Genomic DNA, 17,447 nt, shown 5'->3' on the forward strand with positions numbered 1-17,447 from the left:
TCGCTTTCCTGTGTCGTCAGATGTCGATCGCGGCCTGGTCAACCCTCGCGGCCGACGTGATGAGCCACTTCCTGCGGGGTTCGACCTTCTCGCCCATGAGCAACTCCAGCGCGGCCTCGGCGGCGTCTGCGTCGTCGAGGGTGATGCGGCGCACCGAGCGGGTCGCCGGGTTCATCGTGGTCTCCCACAACTCGTCGGCGTCCATCTCGCCGAGTCCCTTGAACCGGGGCACCGGCTTGACGACCTGCTTACCCGACCGTTCCAGCTCGGCGACCTTCGCCTCCATCTCGCGCTCGGTGTAGGTGTAGAAGGTCCGGGAGTCGCGCCCCTTCGTGGTGATCTTGTGCAGCGGCGGCATGGCCGCGTAGAGCCTGCCCTCGGCGATGACCGGCCGCATGTACCTCGCGAACAGCGTGATCAGCAGCGTCCGAATGTGGGAGCCGTCCACATCGGCGTCGGCCATCAGGATCACGCGGCCGTAGCGCATGGTCGAGATGTCGAACGTCCGCCCCGTCCCCGCTCCGAGTACCTGCACGATCGACGCGATCTCGGCGTTCTTGAGCGCCTCACCGAGGTTGGCCTTCTGCACGTTGAGGATCTTGCCGCGCAGTGGCAGCAGCGCCTGGTACTCCGACACGCGCGCCATCCTCGCCGAGCCGAGCGCGCTGTCACCCTCCACGAGGAACAGTTCACTGCGGGCGATGCCGGTGCTGCGGCAGTCCACGAGCTTCGGCGGCATGGCGGCGCCTTCGAGCGCGGTCTTGCGCCGTGCCGCGTCCTTCTGCTGCTTCTGCGTCAGCCGCACGCGCGAGGCGTCCACGATCTTCTGCAGCACCGTCTTGGCCTCGGTGCGGCTCCTGCGGTTGTCGGCCCACGCTTTGATGTGCTTTTCGACGAGCCCCTGCACCACCTTGGTGATACCCGAGGTGGACAGCTCGTCCTTGGTCTGCGACGTGAATTGCGGCTCGGGGATGCGCACATGCACCACAGCCGTGAGTCCCTCGCACACGTCGTCGAGGATGGGCGGCTCCTCCTTGGCCTTGAGCAGCCCACGGGTTTTCGAGATGGCGTCGTGGACGGCCCGCACGAGACCCCGCTCGAAACCCTTCCTGTGCGTTCCACCGTGGACGTTGCGGATGGTGTTGGTGAAGCACTCGACGGTGCGTTCGTAGCCGGTTCCCCAGCGGAGCGCCACCTCGACCTCGGCCCGCCGCTCCACATTGGACTGCATGACTCCGTTGGCGTCGGCCGCGTTCTCCTTGTACGTCCCCTCGCCGGTGATGAACTGGGTCTCACACACGGCGCGGTCACCAGAGGGCGCGAGAAACTCCACCATGTCGGCGAGCCCGTTGGGGTAGTGGAAGGTCTCCTCGTTGATGGCCGAGTCGGTGGCGGTGCGCAGCACGTACGTGACGCTGGGCACCAGGAACGCGGTGTGGCGCAGCTTCGCGCGCACGAGGTCCACGTCGAGCTGCGCGCCGCGTTCGAAGTAGCGGGCGTCGTACCAGTAGCGGACGGTGGTGCCGGTGGATTCACCACGCTTCATCTTCCGCACGAAACGCAACCCGGACTGCGGGGTGAACTTCGCCTTGGGGCCGGGACCGTCGAAGATTCCCGGCACACCACGGGCGAACGACATCTCGTGAACCTTGCCGCCGTACTTCACCGTGACGTCGAACCGCAGCGACAGCGCGTTCACCGCCGAGGCGCCGACACCGTGCAGACCGCCGGACGTCTTGTACCCGGAGCCGCCGAACTTGCCGCCCGCGTGAAGGCGCGTCAGCACGAGTTCCACACCGCTGAGACCCGATTTGCCGTGGGTGTCGGTGGGGATGCCACGCCCGTCGTCGGCGACCTCCACACTGCCGTCTGCGTGCAGCGTCACCACGATCTTCGTCGCGTGCCCCGCGACGCCCTCGTCCGTCGAGTTGTCCACGATCTCCGTGAACAGGTGGTTGACCCCGCGACTGTCGGTGGACCCGATGTACATACCCGGCCGCTTGCGCACCGCTTCGAGACCTTCGAGGTGCGTGAGGTCGTCGGCCCCGTAGAGGTTCTCAGCAGAGACAGTCACGTGGTCGCTCTCCCAGGTCGTGATACGCGGAATCGTGACGGGTGCGTCGAGCAGTTTCGGTCAACTGTTCGAGTGCCGCATCAGCGTAGTGCAGCGTAACGACACAGACGACGCGCGTGTAATGCAACGTCGGTGTGTCCGGCGTCATTCCCTGACGAACTCGGCTCGCACACCGAGAAGCCGCACGGGACGGTCCACGGTGAAGCGTCCGAACACGTCGGCGGCGGCCTGTGCCAGCACCGCCGCGTCGTTGGTCGGCGATGCCAGTGTGACACTGCGTGTCCGCGTGACGAACGGTGCGAAACGGACCTTCACGGCGACCCGCGCGACCGGTCGCCCCTCCTCGGCGACGTCGCCCGCGACCCGCTCCGCGAGCCTGGCCAGGTGTTCCCTCAGCCGCTCGGCGTCGCTGATGTCGTGCTGGAACGTGATCTCGCGGCTCCGGGATTTCGACACGTACGGCGTCGCCGTCACGTCCCGGTCGCCGAGGCCGTGGGCCAGCGCACGGAAGTAGGGCCCGAGTGTGGGGCCGAACTCCGCTGCCAGTTCGGTGGGATCGGCCCCGGCGAGGTCGGAGACGGTGGTGATACCGGCAGCGGCGAGCTTGTTCCGGGTCTTCGACCCGATCCCCCACAACGCGTCGGTGGGCAGCCCGCCCATGACGTCGGTCCAGTTCTGCCGGGTCAGCCGGTAGATCCCGCCGGGTTTCGCGAACCCCGTCGCCAGTTTGGCCGTGTGCTTGTTGTCCCCGATCCCGACCGCACACGACAACCCCGTGCGCCTCGACACCGCCTCGCGGACGGCGTTCGCGAGGCGCTCCGGGTCGCGGGCCTGCTCACCCGACACACCGAGGAACGCCTCGTCCCACCCCGCCACCTCGACCACCACGGGGAACTCGCGCAGCACGGCCATCACCCGCTCCGACACCTCCTCGTACGCGGGCGGATCGGACGCGACGAAGATCGCGTCGGGACAGCGACGGGCCGCCGTTCGCAACGGCATGCCGGAATGCACGCCGAACTCCCTCGCCTCGTAGGAAGCGGTGGCCACCACCCCGCGCAGGCTCGGATCTCCGGCGCCTCCCACGACGACGGGTTTTCCGCGCAGTTCGGGATGGCGGGCGATCTCGACCGCTGCGATGAACTGGTCGAGATCCACATGCAGCACCCAGTCCGGTGTGGACACCTGTGCAGTATGCGCCCCGCGAGGCAGGCCGGGCACGGTCTCGTGGAGACAGAGGACGAGGAGGAGTAGAACGGCGGGGCACCGGGGTACCCGGCCGGGTGACAACAGACGGTTGAGAGCCGGTGAGGGGCACTGACCCACACCGCTGATGAGGAAAGGAGATCTCATGGCACAGCTGGTCAAGGAGCTGATGACTCCTCAGCCCGTCGCGCTGCCCGGCGACACCCCTGTCCGCGACGCCGCCCGCAGAATGCGGGACGACGACATCGGAAACGTGCTGGTGTCCGACGGCGAGGAGGTCCGTGGCATCGTGACCGACCGCGACCTGGTGGTTCGCGGGCTGGCCGACCACGACGATCTCTCGAAGACGCGGCTGCGCGACGTGTGCAGCGAGCAGTTGATCACGGCTCGTCCCGGCGACGCGACCGGCGACGTGGTCGCGAGGATGCGCGAGCACGCGGTGCGCCGCGTGCCTGTCGTGGACAGGGGAAGGCCGGTCGGGGTGTTCTCGATCGGGGATGCCGCGATGGAGCATGATCCGGACTCGGCGCTCGGCGACATCTCGTCGGCTCGGGGCAACCGCTGACCGGTCCGGGCAGGTCGGCCGCGGTCGAAATCGGATGCGGCGACCACCCTGCCGGCCGTACCGTCGCCCGCGTGTCGAACCGTGAGCTGATCGTCCTTGGCACTGGCAGCCAGGTGCCGTCCCGCGCGCGCAACCACAACGGGTATCTCCTGCGCTGGGACTCGATCGGCCTGCTGTTCGACCCCGGTGAGGGAACACAGCGGCAGCTCACATTCGCGGGGGTTCCCGCGAGTGCCGTCACCCGCCTCTGCCTGACGCACTTCCACGGCGATCACTGCCTCGGGGTGCCCGGTATCGTTCAACGGCTTTCCCTGGACGGTGTTCCCAGGGTGCACGCGCACTACCCCGCGTCGGGGCAGGCGTACTTCGAGCGGCTCCGGCACGCCAGCGTCTTCCACGAGACAACCGAACTGATCGAGGAACCCGTCACGGGAGACGGTGTCGTGGCGCGAGGAGGGTTCGGCGAGCTGTCGGCCCTGCGCCTCGACCATCCCGTCGAGGCGTTCGGGTACCGGCTCGTCGAACCCGACCGCCGCAACATGGTCCCCCGCCTGCTGGCACGTCACGGCGTCGCGGGGCCGGACGTCGGCGCGCTGGCGCGGGAAGGATCGTGGCTGGTCAACGGACGCACCGTGACCCTCGACGAGGTGAGCGCACTCCGGCGGGGACAGCGGTTCGCGTTCGTGATGGACACGCGGTTGTGCGATGCCGTGTTCGCACTCGCGGAGGGTGCGGACCTGCTGGTGATCGAGGCCACGTTCCTCGAAGCCGAAGCGGACTTGGCCACCACGCACGGCCATCTGACGGCCCGGCAGGCCGCGCGGGTGGCGCGGGAGAGCGGTGTCCACACGCTGGTGCTGACGCATTTTTCACAACGCTATTCGAATATGGCCGAATTTCATGATCAGGCGGCTGAGGTGTTCGACGGCGAAGTCGTGATCGCGCACGACCTGGCCCGGATACCTGTACCGCGGAGGACGCGCCCGGAATAACGCTTCACGACGGCGCGTTGCCTCCAGGGTTTGCCCACTTCCGAGCAACCGACGACGAAAGGAGGCGGCACGCCGATGACGAATGGTGAATGGTGGCAGGATGCCGCCTGTCGTGACGAAGATCCCGAGCTGTTTTTCCCTGTTTCCGACATGGGTCCCGGCGCGCGGCAGACCGCCCGCGCGAAAGCGGTGTGCGCGAGATGTCCCGTTCGTGACCAGTGCCTGCGCTACGCGCTGGAGAACGGCCTCGACCACGGAATCTTCGGTGGACTGACCGAGCGCGAGCGGCGTGATCTCCTTCACCGGAATCGCCGGGCCAGCCGGGTCCAGGACGCCGCGGACGAGGCCGCCTGAGTTCGCGAACCGAATTGTGAGCCAGCTCATTCCCCAAGGGGAACAGCGGCTTCCACTCCGGTGTTGAACCACATGCCGGTGCGCATTGACAGTCCCCGGGCCCCATCTGGAAATGCCTTCGCGGAATTCCGTTCGGCTGGAGCCGCGTCGCGCCACTCGCCGAGAGGCGACGGATGTGCGCCGGTCCTCTTTCGAAGGCACGTCCCTGGATCGAATCCGGGGACGTGCCTTCGCTGTGCTGCCGTGGCGTCCCGGGGCCGCGTGGCGTCCCGATCTCATTCCTCTCCATGCATTACGATCAGGCCACATCCTGATAACGAACGAGCGTTGAGACGGGAGGGCACGTGGCGAAAGAGCAGCGCAACGAACCCCAGGACGAGGGCATCCGGCAGTTCGACGACGCGGCACGCGACTCGGCATCGGCGTTCCGTGCCGCGACGGGACGCGATCTCGAAAGCGATCACGGCAAGCCCCGCTACCTCGCCTACCAGCGTGAACTCATCCGGCCCCACTGCGGCCGTACCGTCCTGGAGGTCGGCGCGGGACTCGGCGAGTTCGCCTCCGGATTCACAGGCTTCGACCGCTACGTGGTGACGGACGTGGACACCGGTGCGGTGCAGAAGCTGAAGGAACGCTTCCACGACCGGCCCGAGGTGGAGGTCCAGCAGTACGACATCGACGGAACCACCACGCTCGCCACACCCGTGCACACCCTCGTCGCCATCAACGTCCTCGAACACATCGAGGACGACATCGGCGCTCTACGTCAGCTCTCGCGGTCACTGACCTCGAGGGGCAACGTCGTCCTCTTCGTGCCCGGATACCAGCAGCTCTACGGTGAGTTCGACCGCAGGGTCGGGCACTTCCGCCGTTACACACCCACAACCGTGGCCGCCACGGCCCGCGAGGCGGGGCTCGTGGTGGAACTCGCCCGGCCCGTCAACTTCCTCGGCGCCTTCGCCTGGTGGGCAGCTGTGCGCAGGGGCGGCACCACGGCACCCGACCCGCGCCTTGTCTCGCTGTACGACCGCTACGTCGTCCCAGTCACCAGAGCGATCGAGAAGACGTTGCCCATCCCCTTCGGCCAGTCGATCCTCTGCGTGGCCAGAAAACCCTGACGACGATGGGGCGAGTGCTACATCGACCTGATCTTGACGTAGCGCACCACGGCAGGCAGCTCCCTTGCTAGCACCCCGAGCACCAAGGCACTGGCCACGGCTGCCACGATCCTGGCCACCGTCGGGCGGGCGTCCCGGTTCGTTCTGTTCCTCGTCATCACACACTCCCTGACAGCTTCAGAAGAGATTCGATCGCTTCCTGTGGCGAGCCGTACGCGTGGCGCACCCGGTAGTCGTGCAACCGCTCGTACACCGTCTCGTCCACCCGTAGCCACCGGTGGCGCCCGAAGTACGCCTCCCGCAGCCGCTGCCAGCACGCGACAGGAAGCCGGTAGGTCGTCTCGCTGTCCCACGGAAGCCGCGCCGCAGCGAGCCTGCCGTCCCGCTCGTGGAACAGCGTGCCGCTGAACTGGAACCGCAGTGGCACGTCGCCGTCCGCCAGTGCGGAGAGATAGCTCACCGAAGCCAGCTCGACGTCCTGACCGCAGGCGACCGGCACGTCCACCTCGGTGTGCCCTGTGAAACCCGGCACGTGCACCACCGGCCGGGCCCACACGAGGTCCCCGATGCCGGAGGCCCACTGGCCGGGCGTGCCGAAAACGCCCCGCAGCCGACGGCGTTCCCCCTCGCTGTAGTCACGCAGGGCCGCCGCGATCCGCACGGACACCGCCAGTGTCAGCGACCGCACCACCGCCGCGCGCCCGGTCTCCTCGCACCCGACCCGCAGCCGGAACCGGAGGGTCGGCACGGCGTCCACGGGCGCGGCGTCCACACCGGTGATCGCCCACGACAGCTCGGGACTCACTACGGCGCTCACGGCGGCGACAGGTTCGGCATCCCGGGCAGGACGGGATTCCTCTGCCGAGAACGGATTCCGGTGGACCGCTCCGCCGTTGACCTGCCGTCCGGCAGATGCCCCTGCTGCTTGGCGTAGTTGCCGATGCTGTTGCCCTGTCTCACCCCTCGGGTGTGTGAGGGCAGATCGACGCTCACGTCGGGCCTGCCGAGTTTCAGGCCGGAACGCCGTCGCCCCGCAACTCGGCGAAGAAACGACCGATCTCGTGCCATACCTCGTCACCTCCTGTCATTCCGCTCCACGTGCCGCGTACCCGCGCGACGAGCCGGTAGCACTCGTCGATGCCCAGGAGCCACTGCTCGCCGATGTCACGGTGCACGAGCAGTGCCCTCACCTCGGGTTCGAGCCTCGAAAGCGACGGCTGCTTGCGCACAAGGCGTTCCCACGCCTGCGGATCGACGTCCGTGCCGACCACCCCGAGTGGGCTCGGGTAGTACGCCATCACGGTCGTCCCCTCACCGGCGCCGGAGGCGTCAGCATCGTGACCGTCGTCACCGCCGTCACCGCCGTCACCATCGTCACAGTCGTCACCGGTATCCGGCTGCTCCCGCGTCACGTCGTCGTGCCGCACGAAGAACGCGAGTCCCACAGGCACCCCGAGCGCGGCCCACCCGACGTCGTCCACCGGGGTGCCGGGCAGTCGTTCGCGGGACTCCGGCACGGCGCGGTAGCGGCCCGCTCGCGCGTTCGCGCGGTCGAACAACACAGCGCACGCCCTGCACGCACACGACAGTTCCCTCGACGGCAACCGCAGCAGGTGCCGGTGCGCATCAGGCACGATCTCCCCGCACAACTCGCACCGATGGCGTTCCTCGGCGGAGCCGGTGGCGGCGCGAGCCAGCTCCCGGAGCCTGCCGAGGGGCAACGGCCGGGTCACGCTCTCCGTGACAGGCCCCTTCATCGCGACCGCACCGCCGTGAGCGGGACGAACGCGGGTTCGGTTCGCACCCGCACGCGCACGTCCCTCACCTCGGGAGCCGCGGCGGCCACGGTACCTTTCACCGTCTCCTCGGCGTCGCCTCCCGCTCGCGCGGCACCCTCGACCGACACGGTGGCCACACCGTCGTCGTAGCCGGTCAGCTCGGCGGCGAGCCGTGGTCCGAGCTCCTCCAGCGCGCGACGGATACGGGTCGCCGGATCGTGGGGGTGCAGGTCGTGCACCAGCAGCAGATGCCCGACGAGCTCGTCGCGGCCCAGCGTGTCATGGAGTCCGGGCGCGGTCTCGGTCGCGATGGCCACCACTCGGGCCAGTGCCTCGCCGTAGATTTCGACGAGGGCCCGCACCGTGTCGAGCGCCTCGCCGTCGGCTCGCTCCGACAACCCGGCGAGTCCGTCGTCGAGTTCGGAGAGCCTGCGGCGGATGCGCCCGATGTCGTCCTTCCCGTGCTCACCCATCGACGATCACGCCGGGTGCGCCGCGCCGAACGTGGGGGAGGCGATCTTCTTGAGCACCTTGCCCTCCCCGAGGTACATGTGCACACCACACGGCAGGCACGGGTCGAAGCTGCGCACCGTGCGCATGATGTCGATGCCCTTGAAGTTCTCCCTGCCGTTCTCCTCGAAGATCGGCGTCCCCTGCACCGCGTCCTCGTACGGCCCCGGCGTCCCGTAGCTGTCGCGAGGGCTCGCGTTCCACGGGGTTGGCGGGTAGGGGTGATAGTTGGCGATCTTCCCGTCGCGGATCACCAGGTGGTGCGACAGCACACCCCGCACCGCCTCGTGGAAACCGACGCCGATGGCCTCGTCCGGGACCTCGAAGTTCTCGAACACCTTCGTGTTGCCGGAACGCACCTCCTGGAGCGCCTGCTCGACGAAGTGCAACGCCATGCCAGCCGCGTAGGCGACGAAGTACATCCGCGCCCTGTCGCGTTCGAGGGTGTTGGCGTAGCGGGGTGGCCGCCATTCCAGCCGCACGTCCGGGGTCTGCGGTGTGGCGGGCAGGTCGATCTGCACGGCCCCACCGGTCGCCTTGACGTACGGCGTGTCCACGAGACCGTTCAGCGCCGTCGCCCACAGCCTCGCCAGCGGGCCGCCCCCGGTGTCGAGTGCCAGGTGTTCGCGGCTCGACGGGTCGAACCAGCGCGGGCTCATCACCCAGCTGTAGTTGCCGTTCTCCAGGTCACGGGCCTGCGGGACGGGCAGCGTCGTCTGGTTCCACGGGTGCCGCTGATCGACGGGGTTGCCGAGCGGGTCGCGCTCCACGAACGTCTGCTCGTTCGTCCAGTCGTCGTAGTAGGAGCTGCCGAGCAGGATGCGCATGCCCAGGTTGATATCGACGAGGTTGTTGGTGAGCAGCTCGCCGTCCACCACGATGCCGGGTGTGACGTACATGTCACGGCCCCAGCTCGCCATGTTCTCGTAGCGGTAGTCCACCGAGTACGGGTCCTGGAAACAGCCCCAGCAGCCGAGGAGAATCCTCCTCCTGCCGACCTCCTCGTAGCCGGGCAGCGCGTCGTAGAAGAAGTCGAACACGTCGTCGTTCATGGCGACGGCCTGCTTCACGAAGTCGAGGCAGCGCAGCAGCCGGGTGAGGTAGTCGGTGAACACCTGCGGCGTCGCCACCGTCCCGACACCGCCGGGGTACAGGGTGGAGGGGTGCACGTGTCTGCCCTCCATGAGGCAGCACATCTCCCTGGTGATCCGGCTGATCTGGAGGGCTTGTTTGTAGACCTCGCCCTCGAACGGGTTGAACGCGCGCATGATGTCGGCGATGGTGCGGCGTCCGTGCAGGTCACCGCGAGGGGCTTCGGTGGTCTCCGCGCGCTTGAGCAGGCCGGGGTTGGTCTCGGCGACCATCCGCTCGCAGAAGTCAACGAAGACCATGTTGTCCTGGAAGATCGTGTGGTCGAACATGAACTCGGCGGCCTCACCGAGGTTCATGATCGTGTCGGCGAGCGGTGGTGGTTTCACGCCGTAGGCCATGTTCTGCGCGTAGATCGAGCACACCGCGTGGTTGTCACCGCAGATGCCGCAGATCCGGCTGGTGATGAAGTGCGAGTCACGCGGGTCCTTGCCCTTCATGAACACGCTGTAGCCGCGGAACAGCGACGAGGTGCTCCGGCACTCGACGACCTCGTTGTTGGCGAAATCCACCTTCGTGTAGATGCCGAGGTTGCCGACGATGCGGGTGATCGGGTCGAAGTTGACCTCGACCAACTCGCGCTGGGTCGGGGTACGGACCTCTCGCTGGGTCTGGGACATGGGTGATTCGCTCCTGCTCGGGGGATCTCAGGCTCGGGGGTAGCGGGGTTGGTAGCCGGTGGTGAGTTTCTCGCCGGGGTGGCGCCACTTCGGCTCTGTGTTGACTGTCTTGTTCGTGATGCTGCGCATCGTGCGCACGAAAGGCCCGTACACGCTCAGCAGCGCGGACGAGAGGGAACCGCCAGGCGGCTCGTCCATGAACGGCATGAACTTGTCGGGGAATCCGGGCATCGTGCAGCCGATGCACACGCCGCCGACGTTGGGGCACCCTCCGACGCCGTCCATCCAGCCCCGCTTGGTGACGTTGCAGTTCACCACGGGTCCCCAGCAGCCGATCTTGACCTGGCACTTCGGGGAGTTGTAGTCGTGGGCGAAGTCGGCCTGCTCGTAGTAGGCCGCGCGATCGCAGCCCTCGTGCACGGTCTTACCGAAGAGCCACTGCGGCCGGAGCTGGTCGTCCAGCGGGATGGTGGGTGCGAGCCCTGCTGCCTGGTGCAGCACCCACAGCAGGGTCTCCATGAAGTTGTCGGGCTGCACCGGACAGCCGGGGATGTTGATGACGGGCAGGCCACCGGCCGACCGGAAATCCTCACCGAGATAGTCAACGAGCCCCATGCACCCTGTCGGGTTTCCCGCCATGGCGTGAATCCCGCCGTAGGTGGCACAGGTGCCGATGGCGACGACGGCCCACGCTTTCGGGGCGAGTTCGTCGATCCACCGGTTGAGGGTCTTGGGCTTGCCGGTCTCGGGATCGTTGCCCATGGCCGTCCAGAACCCGTCGGGGTCGCTGTGGATGTTCTCGTTGGGGATGGAGCCCTCGACGACGAAGATGAACGGCGCGCCGAGTTCACCGTTGGCCGCCTGGAAGAACGGCCGGAGGAAATCCTCCCCCGTCTCGTAGGCGAGCACCTTGTTGTGCAGATGCACCTTAGGGATTCCGGGAACGGCCGACAGCACCACGTCCTCGATGCTCGGCAGTGACGCTGCGGTGACCGAGACGGTGTCACCGTCGCAGCTCATTCCCTCCGAGGTCCACAGGATGTGGATCTCTTCGACGGCGGTGGCGCTTGCCTGTGTGCTCATGCGTCCACAGTGCGGCCCCGGCGAACGCTTCGCACAGCTTCGCCCCCGTCCGGAGTGGACTTGTTTGAACCTCCTCGGGCGCGGGTAGAAACGGTGGTTTTGCCTTGCCCGGCAAGAAGATTCGCGCACCCGACATCGATTTGTGCCAGCTGTGCGCGAACCGTAACGTCAGGTCATCTCCGGTCCAGCATGCGCCAGACCGTCCACAGTGATCATTCACCGAGACGAAAGCCCGGACGACCAGTGCCTGACAGTTCTGCCTTCGACGCCCTTGTCGATGCCGCCATGGAGCGCCGTGACGCGCCCCTCGAATCGTTGCTCGGCGAAGCCGGGTCCGTGGCACGCGCCTGTCACGCGATGGCGGAGCGTTTTCACAACGGCGGCACACTCGTCGTCTTCGGCAACGGCGGCGGCTCGACCGACGCCCAGCACATCTCCGTGGAGTTCGTCCACCCGGTGATCGTGGGCAAACGCGCACTACCCGCGCTGTCGCTCACCGCCGACGTGGCCACCATGACCGGAATCGCCGCCAGAGTGGGCTTCGACGAGGTGTTCGCCCACCAGTTGCGCCACCTGGCCACCCGCGACGACATCGCACTCGGCCTCTCGGTGGACGGCAACTGCGCCAACGTGCTCCGCGGCTTCGAAGAAGCACGCGCGCTCGGCATGCTCACGATCGCGCTGGTGGGAGGCCGTACCGATCACGGTGGCGCCATCGCGAGAAGTACTGCGGTCGATCACGTGCTGCGCGCCGACTCCGACGATCCACGGGTGGTCAAGGAGGTGCACGTGACCATGTACCACGTCCTGTGGGAGCTGGTGCACGTGTTCCTGGAGCACCCCGGCTCGCTGACCCCGGAGGCCGTGTCGTGACCCCCGCGAGTAGCGAGGACGGCCATTGCGCGGGCGAGGTGTGCCTGACCTGCTCCGACGCCGCCGTCGTCGTCCGCGTGGTGCGGCTTCTCGGCGACGACCTCGCGCTCGTGGACACCGGGACAGGTCACGAGGAGGTCAGCGTGGCACTGGTCGATCCCGCATGTCTCGAACCCGGAGCCCACCTGCTCGTGCACGCCAAGGAGGCGATCGGGGTGCCCCGATGACCGATGCGATGAGTTCGCTGTACCCGTTCCTCTACGACGCCGAGGACGGTGGAAGGTCCGCCGACGCGGTACTGGACGAGGTGCGCCGCTCCACCGTGGACAAGGCGAGGGAGATCATGGCGTTGCGGCGGCGCGTCCACCGGGAGCAGGGTGCGCTGCTCGCCGCGTGCGGAGCCGCGATGGCGGAGCGGTTCTCCAGGGGAGGCCGCCTGTTCTGCTTCGGCAACGGCGGCAGCTCCACCGACGCGGCCGATCTCGCCACGCAGTTCCTCGACCCGCCCCAGGGCAGGACCCCGCTGCCTGCCTTCGCCCTCACGGCCGAGGCCGCCGTGGTCACCGCACTGAGCAACGACGTGGGCTTCGACCTGGTGTTCTCGCGGCAACTCGCCGCGTTCGGCAGGAAGGACGACCTCGCGGTCGGCCTGTCCACCAGCGGCAACTCGGCCAACCTCCTCACCGCGTTCGACCAGGCGCATCGCATCGGGATGCTCACGATCGGGATCACCGGCGACGGAGGCGGCAGGATGGCCGAACTCGACTCGATCGACTACCTGTTCCGGGTGCCGTCGTCGTCGGTGCACCGGGTCCAGGAGGCGCAGACGACGATCTACCACGTGCTCGCCGAGCTCGCGGCGGAGGGTGCGCGATGACCGATCCGGCCGCGCTCGACCAGGTGAAAGCGGTGGCGGACGCCGTGCTCTACGAGGGGTACGTGCTCTACCCGTACCGCGCGTCCGCGCAGAAGAACCACGTCCGCTGGCAGTTCGGTGTGCTGGTGCCGCCGTCGTACGCGGCAACGGGCACCGGCGAACACTCCGCGTGCCGCACGGAGTGTCTCGCCGAGGTGGGGCCGGACGCCGAACTGCACATCCGCCTGCGGTTCCTCCAGGCTCAGCGCCGCACCGTTGAGGTCGAACGAGAAGACGCGCCCAGCGGCTTTCGCGAGGTGGACGCCCTGATCATCGGCGAGGACGAACTACTGCCGTGGGACGAGGCGGTGGAGTGCGAGCAGGACGTCACGCTGCCGGTCGGGCGGCTGCTCGACTCCGACCAGTACCTTCCGGTGATCGTGCGCGGCGGCGAGCTGACCACCGCCGTGGACGGCGGGCGCGTGGTACGCCGCAAGAACCCGCTGACCGCGGAGCTGCGGTGCAGGGCCGAACGGCTGCCCGGGCTGGTGCGCCTGCATGTCACGGTGGCGAACACGGACACCGTCGATTGTTCGCGGCACACCAGGGACGAGGCGCTGCGGCACTCCCTCATCGCGGCACACACGGTGCTGAGCCTGCGCAACGGCCGCTTCCTCTCGCTGCTGGACCCGCCTGAGTGGGCGAGGGAGTACGCGAAGGGATGCGTCAACGAGCACACCTGGCCGGTGCTGGTCGGCCCGGTGGGCAGCGACGACGTGATGCTGTCCTCGCCGATCATCCTCTACGACCACCCGAAAGTGGACCCGAGCAGTCATGGCGACTTCTTCGACGCCTGCGAGATCGACGAGATGCTGACGCTGCGCACGCTCACGCTCACGGACGCCGAGAAGCGCGAGGCCCGTGCCACCGACGAGCGCGCGAGGCGCATCGTCGATCGCGTCGAGGACCTGCCGCACCAGCCGAGGGAGTCGATGCACGGCAGGGTCCGCGTCGTGCGCGTGGCAGGCACCGAGATCGGCACGGGGAGCAAGGTGGTGCTGCGCCCTCACCAGGACGGCGACGCGCAGGACATGTTCGTCGATGGGCGTGTGGCCACCGTGCGCAGCGTCCTGGAGGACGTGGACGGAACCTGCTTCCTCGCGGTGACCGTCGATGGCGACCCCGCCGAGGAGTGGCAGCTCGCCCAGGGCCGGTTCCGGTACTTCACCACGGCCGAGGTCGAGCCCTATCCAGGGGAGGTGGTGCCGTGACGAGCAAGGTGCTCATCGCAGGCATCGGCAACGTCTTCAACGGCGACGACGGGTTCGGTGTCGAGGTGGTGGCCCGGCTGTCCACCAGGGACCTGCCACCGGAAGCCGTCGTCGCGGACTACGGCATCCGGGGCGTGCACCTGGCGTACGAGCTCCTCGACGGCGGGTACGAGACCACGATCTTCGTGGACGCCGTTCGCCGTGGTGGTGAGCCGGGAACCGTCTACGTCATCGACGCCGACCCCGCCTCGACGCCGTCGGCGGGCGATCACAGCGACGAGGGCCCTGTGCTCGACGCGCACGGCATGCATCCCGCCGCCGTCCTCGCGTTGCTGCGCAGGCTGGGCGGGACTCCCGGCCGCGTGTTCGTCGTCGGTTGCGAACCGCTCACCGTCGCCGAGGGCATGGGGCTGAGCGAACCGGTGGCCGCCGCGGTGGACGAGGCGGCACGGCGAGTGCGCGAGCTCGTCGCCGACGCGTTGGAAAGGGGTGGCGTCGATGTGTCTCGGCATTCCCGGTGAGGTGGTTGAGATCCTGGCGGATCGGCCGGATCTGGCCAGGGTGCACGTGAGCGGGGTGCGCAGGGCGATCAACATCGGCCTGCTGTCAGACGACCCGCCTGTTCCCGGCGACTGGGTGCTCATCCACGTCGGGTTCGCAATGTCCAAAATAGACCAAAAAGAGGCCGAGGCGGTGTTGCGCTACCTGGAGGAACTGGGCAGTGCTTACACCGACGAGATGGACGCACTGAGTCAATCGATGATCGAGTGAAGGCGGCGACGATGCGGTTTGTCGATGAGTACCGCGACGCGGACACGGCACGGGCGCTGGCGAAGCGGATCGCTGAACTGTGCGAACCCGGCCGCGAGTACAAGTTCATGGAGGTGTGCGGCGGTCACACCCACACCATCTACAAGCACGGGATCGCCGACTACCTGCCCGAACAGGTCTCCCTCGTGCACGGGCCCGGCTGCCCGGTGTGCGTGATCCCCATGGGCCGGATCGACGACGCCATCCACATCGCGAGCCTCGACGACGTCATCATGACCTCGTTCGGCGACATGATGCGGGTTCCCGGCAGCGGCGGCACGTTCTTCGACTCCAACTCGGAGGGCACCGACATCCGCATGGTGTACTCGCCGCTCGACTCCCTACGCATTGCCAGGCAGAACCCCGACAAGCAGGTCGTGTTCATGGCGATCGGGTTCGAGACCACCGCGCCTTCCACCGCCATGACGGTGCTGCGCGCGCAACGCGAGGGTATCGAGAACTTCTCGGTGTTCTGCAACCACGTCACGATCATCCCCGGCATCAAGGCGATCCTCGACTCCCCCGACCTGAGGCTCGACGGCTTCCTCGGGCCTGGCCACGTCTCCACCGTGATCGGTTGCCGTCCCTACGAGTTCATCCCGCGCGACTACGCCAAACCACTCGTGGTGGCGGGCTTCGAGCCGCTGGACATTCTTCAGTCGGTGTACTTCCTGCTCCGGCAACTGCGGGAGGGCCGCTGCGAGGTGGAGAACCAGTACGCGCGGGTGGTGCCGTGGAACGGCAACCCCGTCGCACTCGACGCCATCGCGCGCACCATGCGGCTGCGCCCCTACTTCGAGTGGCGCGGTCTCGGCTTCATCTCCCACTCGGCGCTGCGGCTGCGCGACGAGTACGCGGCGTTCGACGCCGAGCAGCGGTTCTCGCTGCCCGGCGTGCGCGTCGCCGACCCGAAGTCGTGCCAGTGCGGCGAGGTACTCAAGGGCGTGCTGAAGCCGTGGGAGTGCAAGGTGTTCGGTACCGCGTGCACCCCGGAGACCCCCATCGGCACCTGCATGGTGTCGCCGGAGGGCGCGTGCGCCGCCTACTACAACTTCGGCCGGTTCACCCGGCAGCGGATCAAGGAGGCGACCACGGCATGAAGACCGGCATGAAGACCGGCACGAGAACCGAGGACGACGTGCTCGACCGCATCGAGCGGGCTCGCCGCCGCAAGCCGAGGGTGCTCCAGGAACGCATCACCGCCGCGCACGGCGCAGGTGGCAAGGCGACGCAGACGCTCGTGGAGGCCGTGTTCGTCGATGCCTTCCGCAACGCGCTGCTCGAACCGCTCGGTGACGCCGCCGACCTCGTCCTCGGCGGCACGAGGCTGGCGATGACGACCGACTCCTTCGTCGTGTCACCACTGTTCTTCCCCGGCGGCAACATCGGTGACCTCGCCGTCAACGGAACCGTCAACGATCTCGCTGTGGCAGGCGCGCGGCCTTCCTACCTCTCGTGCGGGTTCATCCTGGAGGAAGGCTTCGAAGTCGCCGACCTCCGCCGCATCGTGGAGTCGATGCGGGAGTGCGCCGATGCCGCGGGTGTCACGCTCGTGACCGGTGACACCAAGGTCGTCGGCAAGGGCAGCGGGGACGGGTGCTACATCAACACCACGGGAGTGGGTCTGCTGCCGACGGACCGGGCCCTCGGCATCCACACCGTGAAGCCGGGGGACGCCGTGATCGTCTCGGGCCCCGTCGGTGAGCACGGCGTCACCGTGATGCTCGCCCGAGGTGAGCTGGACATCGAGGCGGAACTCGTCTCCGACACCGCGCCGCTCGCGGATCTCTGCGCGCGGCTGCTGACCGTGCCCGGGGTGCGGGCCATGCGGGACGCCACCCGGGGTGGGGTCGCGACAGTGCTGAACGAGATCGCCCGCGCGGCCGAGGTGTGCGTGGTGGTGGACGAGGAACGCGTCCCGGTGCGCGACGAGGTCAGAGGCGCCTGCGAGTTACTCGGCATCGACCCGCTGTACGTGGCCTGTGAGGGGCGGTTCGTCGCGGTGGTCGAGGGTGCGCACGCGGAGCAGGCCGTCACGATCCTGCGGGAACACCCGCAGGGAGCCGAGGCCGCTGTGATCGGCAGGGTGGGCCCCGATCCCGCAGGCACGGTGTTGCTCAACACGGCCTTCGGTGGAACAAGGGTCGCCGACCTGCTCGTCGGCGATCCACTGCCCCGCATCTGCTGA

Annotated in this window: 21 protein-coding genes; 12 read left to right on the plus strand and 9 right to left on the minus strand. The window is 67.9% G+C overall.

Going from position 1 to position 17,447, the window contains the following annotated elements:
• Nucleotides 1-16: 16 nt before the first annotated feature.
• Together SACXIDRAFT_RS05710 and SACXIDRAFT_RS05715 are read right to left on the minus strand one after the other, a co-directional pair.
• Nucleotides 17-2,074: a DNA gyrase/topoisomerase IV subunit B gene (locus SACXIDRAFT_RS05710; RefSeq protein ID WP_006237554.1), complete on the minus strand. Its 2,058-nt coding sequence runs from the start codon at nucleotides 2,072-2,074 to the stop codon at nucleotides 17-19.
• A gap of 144 nt (nucleotides 2,075-2,218) precedes the next feature.
• On the minus strand, nucleotides 2,219-3,259 hold the full coding sequence (locus SACXIDRAFT_RS05715; protein ID WP_006237555.1) for a DNA polymerase IV: 1,041 nt from the start codon (nucleotides 3,257-3,259) through the stop codon (nucleotides 2,219-2,221).
• 166 nt (nucleotides 3,260-3,425) lie between these two features.
• Here SACXIDRAFT_RS05715 and SACXIDRAFT_RS05720 point away from each other — a divergent pair, with 166 nt between their 5' ends.
• From SACXIDRAFT_RS05720 to SACXIDRAFT_RS05735, 4 genes are all read left to right on the plus strand, one after another.
• On the plus strand, nucleotides 3,426-3,845 hold the full coding sequence (locus SACXIDRAFT_RS05720; protein ID WP_006237556.1) for a CBS domain-containing protein: 420 nt from the start codon (nucleotides 3,426-3,428) through the stop codon (nucleotides 3,843-3,845).
• 71 nt (nucleotides 3,846-3,916) lie between these two features.
• Complete coding sequence (locus SACXIDRAFT_RS05725; RefSeq protein ID WP_006237557.1) at nucleotides 3,917-4,837, plus strand: ribonuclease Z; 921 nt, start codon at nucleotides 3,917-3,919, stop codon at nucleotides 4,835-4,837.
• Nucleotides 4,838-4,912: 75 nt separating this feature from the next.
• Entirely contained in the window at nucleotides 4,913-5,191 is a 279-nt protein-coding gene (locus SACXIDRAFT_RS05730; protein ID WP_006237558.1) for a WhiB family transcriptional regulator, read from the plus strand.
• 383 nt (nucleotides 5,192-5,574) lie between these two features.
• Nucleotides 5,575-6,309 (plus strand): class I SAM-dependent methyltransferase, encoded by a 735-nt coding sequence (locus tag SACXIDRAFT_RS05735; RefSeq protein ID WP_050986994.1) that lies wholly within the window; start codon nucleotides 5,575-5,577, stop codon nucleotides 6,307-6,309.
• Nucleotides 6,310-6,326: 17 nt separating this feature from the next.
• On the opposite strand, the gene SACXIDRAFT_RS23270 is transcribed toward SACXIDRAFT_RS05735, so the two are convergent.
• Genes SACXIDRAFT_RS23270 through SACXIDRAFT_RS05760 form a run of 7 tightly spaced genes read right to left on the minus strand, consistent with a single transcriptional unit; the run spans nucleotide 6,327 to nucleotide 11,449 of the window.
• Nucleotides 6,327-6,467, minus strand: a complete 141-nt coding sequence (locus tag SACXIDRAFT_RS23270; RefSeq protein WP_006237560.1) for a hypothetical protein — start codon at nucleotides 6,465-6,467, stop codon at nucleotides 6,327-6,329.
• Nucleotides 6,467-7,126 (minus strand): DUF6084 family protein, encoded by a 660-nt coding sequence (locus SACXIDRAFT_RS05740; protein ID WP_040922060.1) that lies wholly within the window; start codon nucleotides 7,124-7,126, stop codon nucleotides 6,467-6,469. Before SACXIDRAFT_RS05740 ends, SACXIDRAFT_RS23270 begins: the two co-directional genes overlap by 1 nt.
• Nucleotides 7,123-7,269: a hypothetical protein gene (locus SACXIDRAFT_RS23520; protein WP_232285258.1), complete on the minus strand. Its 147-nt coding sequence runs from the start codon at nucleotides 7,267-7,269 to the stop codon at nucleotides 7,123-7,125. The genes SACXIDRAFT_RS05740 and SACXIDRAFT_RS23520 overlap by 4 nt, the downstream gene beginning before the upstream one ends.
• A 50-nt stretch (nucleotides 7,270-7,319) precedes the next feature.
• A complete protein-coding gene (locus SACXIDRAFT_RS05745; RefSeq protein ID WP_006237563.1) occupies nucleotides 7,320-8,066 on the minus strand; it encodes a DUF5947 family protein in 747 nt (248 codons plus the stop codon).
• On the minus strand, nucleotides 8,063-8,560 hold the full coding sequence (locus SACXIDRAFT_RS05750; protein WP_006237564.1) for a NifU-related iron-sulfur-binding protein: 498 nt from the start codon (nucleotides 8,558-8,560) through the stop codon (nucleotides 8,063-8,065). Before SACXIDRAFT_RS05750 ends, SACXIDRAFT_RS05745 begins: the two co-directional genes overlap by 4 nt.
• A 6-nt stretch (nucleotides 8,561-8,566) precedes the next feature.
• Nucleotides 8,567-10,366: a nickel-dependent hydrogenase large subunit gene (locus tag SACXIDRAFT_RS05755; protein ID WP_006237565.1), complete on the minus strand. Its 1,800-nt coding sequence runs from the start codon at nucleotides 10,364-10,366 to the stop codon at nucleotides 8,567-8,569.
• 27 nt (nucleotides 10,367-10,393) lie between these two features.
• A complete protein-coding gene (locus tag SACXIDRAFT_RS05760; protein WP_006237566.1) occupies nucleotides 10,394-11,449 on the minus strand; it encodes an NADH-quinone oxidoreductase subunit B family protein in 1,056 nt (351 codons plus the stop codon).
• A gap of 285 nt (nucleotides 11,450-11,734) precedes the next feature.
• Here SACXIDRAFT_RS05760 and SACXIDRAFT_RS05765 point away from each other — a divergent pair, with 285 nt between their 5' ends.
• Genes SACXIDRAFT_RS05765 through hypE form a run of 8 tightly spaced genes read left to right on the plus strand, consistent with a single transcriptional unit; the run spans nucleotide 11,735 to nucleotide 17,447 of the window.
• Nucleotides 11,735-12,322 (plus strand): D-sedoheptulose-7-phosphate isomerase, encoded by a 588-nt coding sequence (locus SACXIDRAFT_RS05765; RefSeq protein ID WP_050986995.1) that lies wholly within the window; start codon nucleotides 11,735-11,737, stop codon nucleotides 12,320-12,322.
• Nucleotides 12,319-12,549 carry a hydrogenase assembly protein HupF gene (locus SACXIDRAFT_RS05770; RefSeq protein ID WP_006237568.1) on the plus strand — a complete coding sequence of 77 codons (231 nt, stop codon included), beginning with the start codon at nucleotides 12,319-12,321 and terminating at the stop codon, nucleotides 12,547-12,549. Before SACXIDRAFT_RS05765 ends, SACXIDRAFT_RS05770 begins: the two co-directional genes overlap by 4 nt.
• Nucleotides 12,546-13,199 (plus strand): D-sedoheptulose-7-phosphate isomerase, encoded by a 654-nt coding sequence (locus SACXIDRAFT_RS05775; RefSeq protein ID WP_006237569.1) that lies wholly within the window; start codon nucleotides 12,546-12,548, stop codon nucleotides 13,197-13,199. Before SACXIDRAFT_RS05770 ends, SACXIDRAFT_RS05775 begins: the two co-directional genes overlap by 4 nt.
• Nucleotides 13,196-14,449, plus strand: coding sequence for a hypothetical protein (locus SACXIDRAFT_RS05780; protein ID WP_006237570.1), 1,254 nt, complete (start codon nucleotides 13,196-13,198; stop codon nucleotides 14,447-14,449). Before SACXIDRAFT_RS05775 ends, SACXIDRAFT_RS05780 begins: the two co-directional genes overlap by 4 nt.
• Nucleotides 14,446-14,970 carry a hydrogenase maturation protease gene (locus SACXIDRAFT_RS05785; RefSeq protein WP_006237571.1) on the plus strand — a complete coding sequence of 175 codons (525 nt, stop codon included), beginning with the start codon at nucleotides 14,446-14,448 and terminating at the stop codon, nucleotides 14,968-14,970. Before SACXIDRAFT_RS05780 ends, SACXIDRAFT_RS05785 begins: the two co-directional genes overlap by 4 nt.
• Nucleotides 14,948-15,220, plus strand: coding sequence for a HypC/HybG/HupF family hydrogenase formation chaperone (locus SACXIDRAFT_RS05790; protein ID WP_006237572.1), 273 nt, complete (start codon nucleotides 14,948-14,950; stop codon nucleotides 15,218-15,220). The genes SACXIDRAFT_RS05785 and SACXIDRAFT_RS05790 overlap by 23 nt, the downstream gene beginning before the upstream one ends.
• 11 nt (nucleotides 15,221-15,231) lie before the next feature.
• The gene (hypD, locus tag SACXIDRAFT_RS05795) at nucleotides 15,232-16,359 is read left to right on the plus strand and encodes a hydrogenase formation protein HypD (protein ID WP_006237573.1); all 1,128 of its coding nucleotides are present in this window, start codon (nucleotides 15,232-15,234) and stop codon (nucleotides 16,357-16,359) included.
• Nucleotides 16,356-17,447 (plus strand): hydrogenase expression/formation protein HypE, encoded by a 1,092-nt coding sequence (gene hypE, locus SACXIDRAFT_RS05800; protein ID WP_006237574.1) that lies wholly within the window; start codon nucleotides 16,356-16,358, stop codon nucleotides 17,445-17,447. The genes hypD and hypE overlap by 4 nt, the downstream gene beginning before the upstream one ends.

Source organism: Saccharomonospora xinjiangensis XJ-54 (genome assembly GCF_000258175.1).
GTDB lineage: Bacteria > Actinomycetota > Actinomycetes > Mycobacteriales > Pseudonocardiaceae > Saccharomonospora > Saccharomonospora xinjiangensis.

Bases quoted from the DNA above. Each gene is read 5' to 3' on its own strand.
- SACXIDRAFT_RS05720 (WP_006237556.1), top strand. From the start codon at position 3,426: ATGGCACAGCTGGTCAAGGAGCTGATGACTCCTCAGCCCGTCGCGCTG.
- SACXIDRAFT_RS05730 (WP_006237558.1), top strand. From the start codon at position 4,913: ATGACGAATGGTGAATGGTGGCAGGATGCCGCCTGTCGTGACGAAGAT.
- SACXIDRAFT_RS23270 (WP_006237560.1), bottom strand. From the start codon at position 6,467: ATGACGAGGAACAGAACGAACCGGGACGCCCGCCCGACGGTGGCCAGG.
- SACXIDRAFT_RS05745 (WP_006237563.1), bottom strand. From the start codon at position 8,066: ATGAAGGGGCCTGTCACGGAGAGCGTGACCCGGCCGTTGCCCCTCGGC.
- SACXIDRAFT_RS05750 (WP_006237564.1), bottom strand. From the start codon at position 8,560: ATGGGTGAGCACGGGAAGGACGACATCGGGCGCATCCGCCGCAGGCTC.
- SACXIDRAFT_RS05755 (WP_006237565.1), bottom strand. From the start codon at position 10,366: ATGTCCCAGACCCAGCGAGAGGTCCGTACCCCGACCCAGCGCGAGTTG.
- SACXIDRAFT_RS05760 (WP_006237566.1), bottom strand. From the start codon at position 11,449: ATGAGCACACAGGCAAGCGCCACCGCCGTCGAAGAGATCCACATCCTG.
- SACXIDRAFT_RS05765 (WP_050986995.1), top strand. From the start codon at position 11,735: ATGGAGCGCCGTGACGCGCCCCTCGAATCGTTGCTCGGCGAAGCCGGG.
- SACXIDRAFT_RS05775 (WP_006237569.1), top strand. From the start codon at position 12,546: ATGACCGATGCGATGAGTTCGCTGTACCCGTTCCTCTACGACGCCGAG.
- SACXIDRAFT_RS05780 (WP_006237570.1), top strand. From the start codon at position 13,196: ATGACCGATCCGGCCGCGCTCGACCAGGTGAAAGCGGTGGCGGACGCC.
- SACXIDRAFT_RS05790 (WP_006237572.1), top strand. From the start codon at position 14,948: ATGTGTCTCGGCATTCCCGGTGAGGTGGTTGAGATCCTGGCGGATCGG.
- hypD (WP_006237573.1), top strand. From the start codon at position 15,232: ATGCGGTTTGTCGATGAGTACCGCGACGCGGACACGGCACGGGCGCTG.
- hypE (WP_006237574.1), top strand. From the start codon at position 16,356: ATGAAGACCGGCATGAAGACCGGCACGAGAACCGAGGACGACGTGCTC.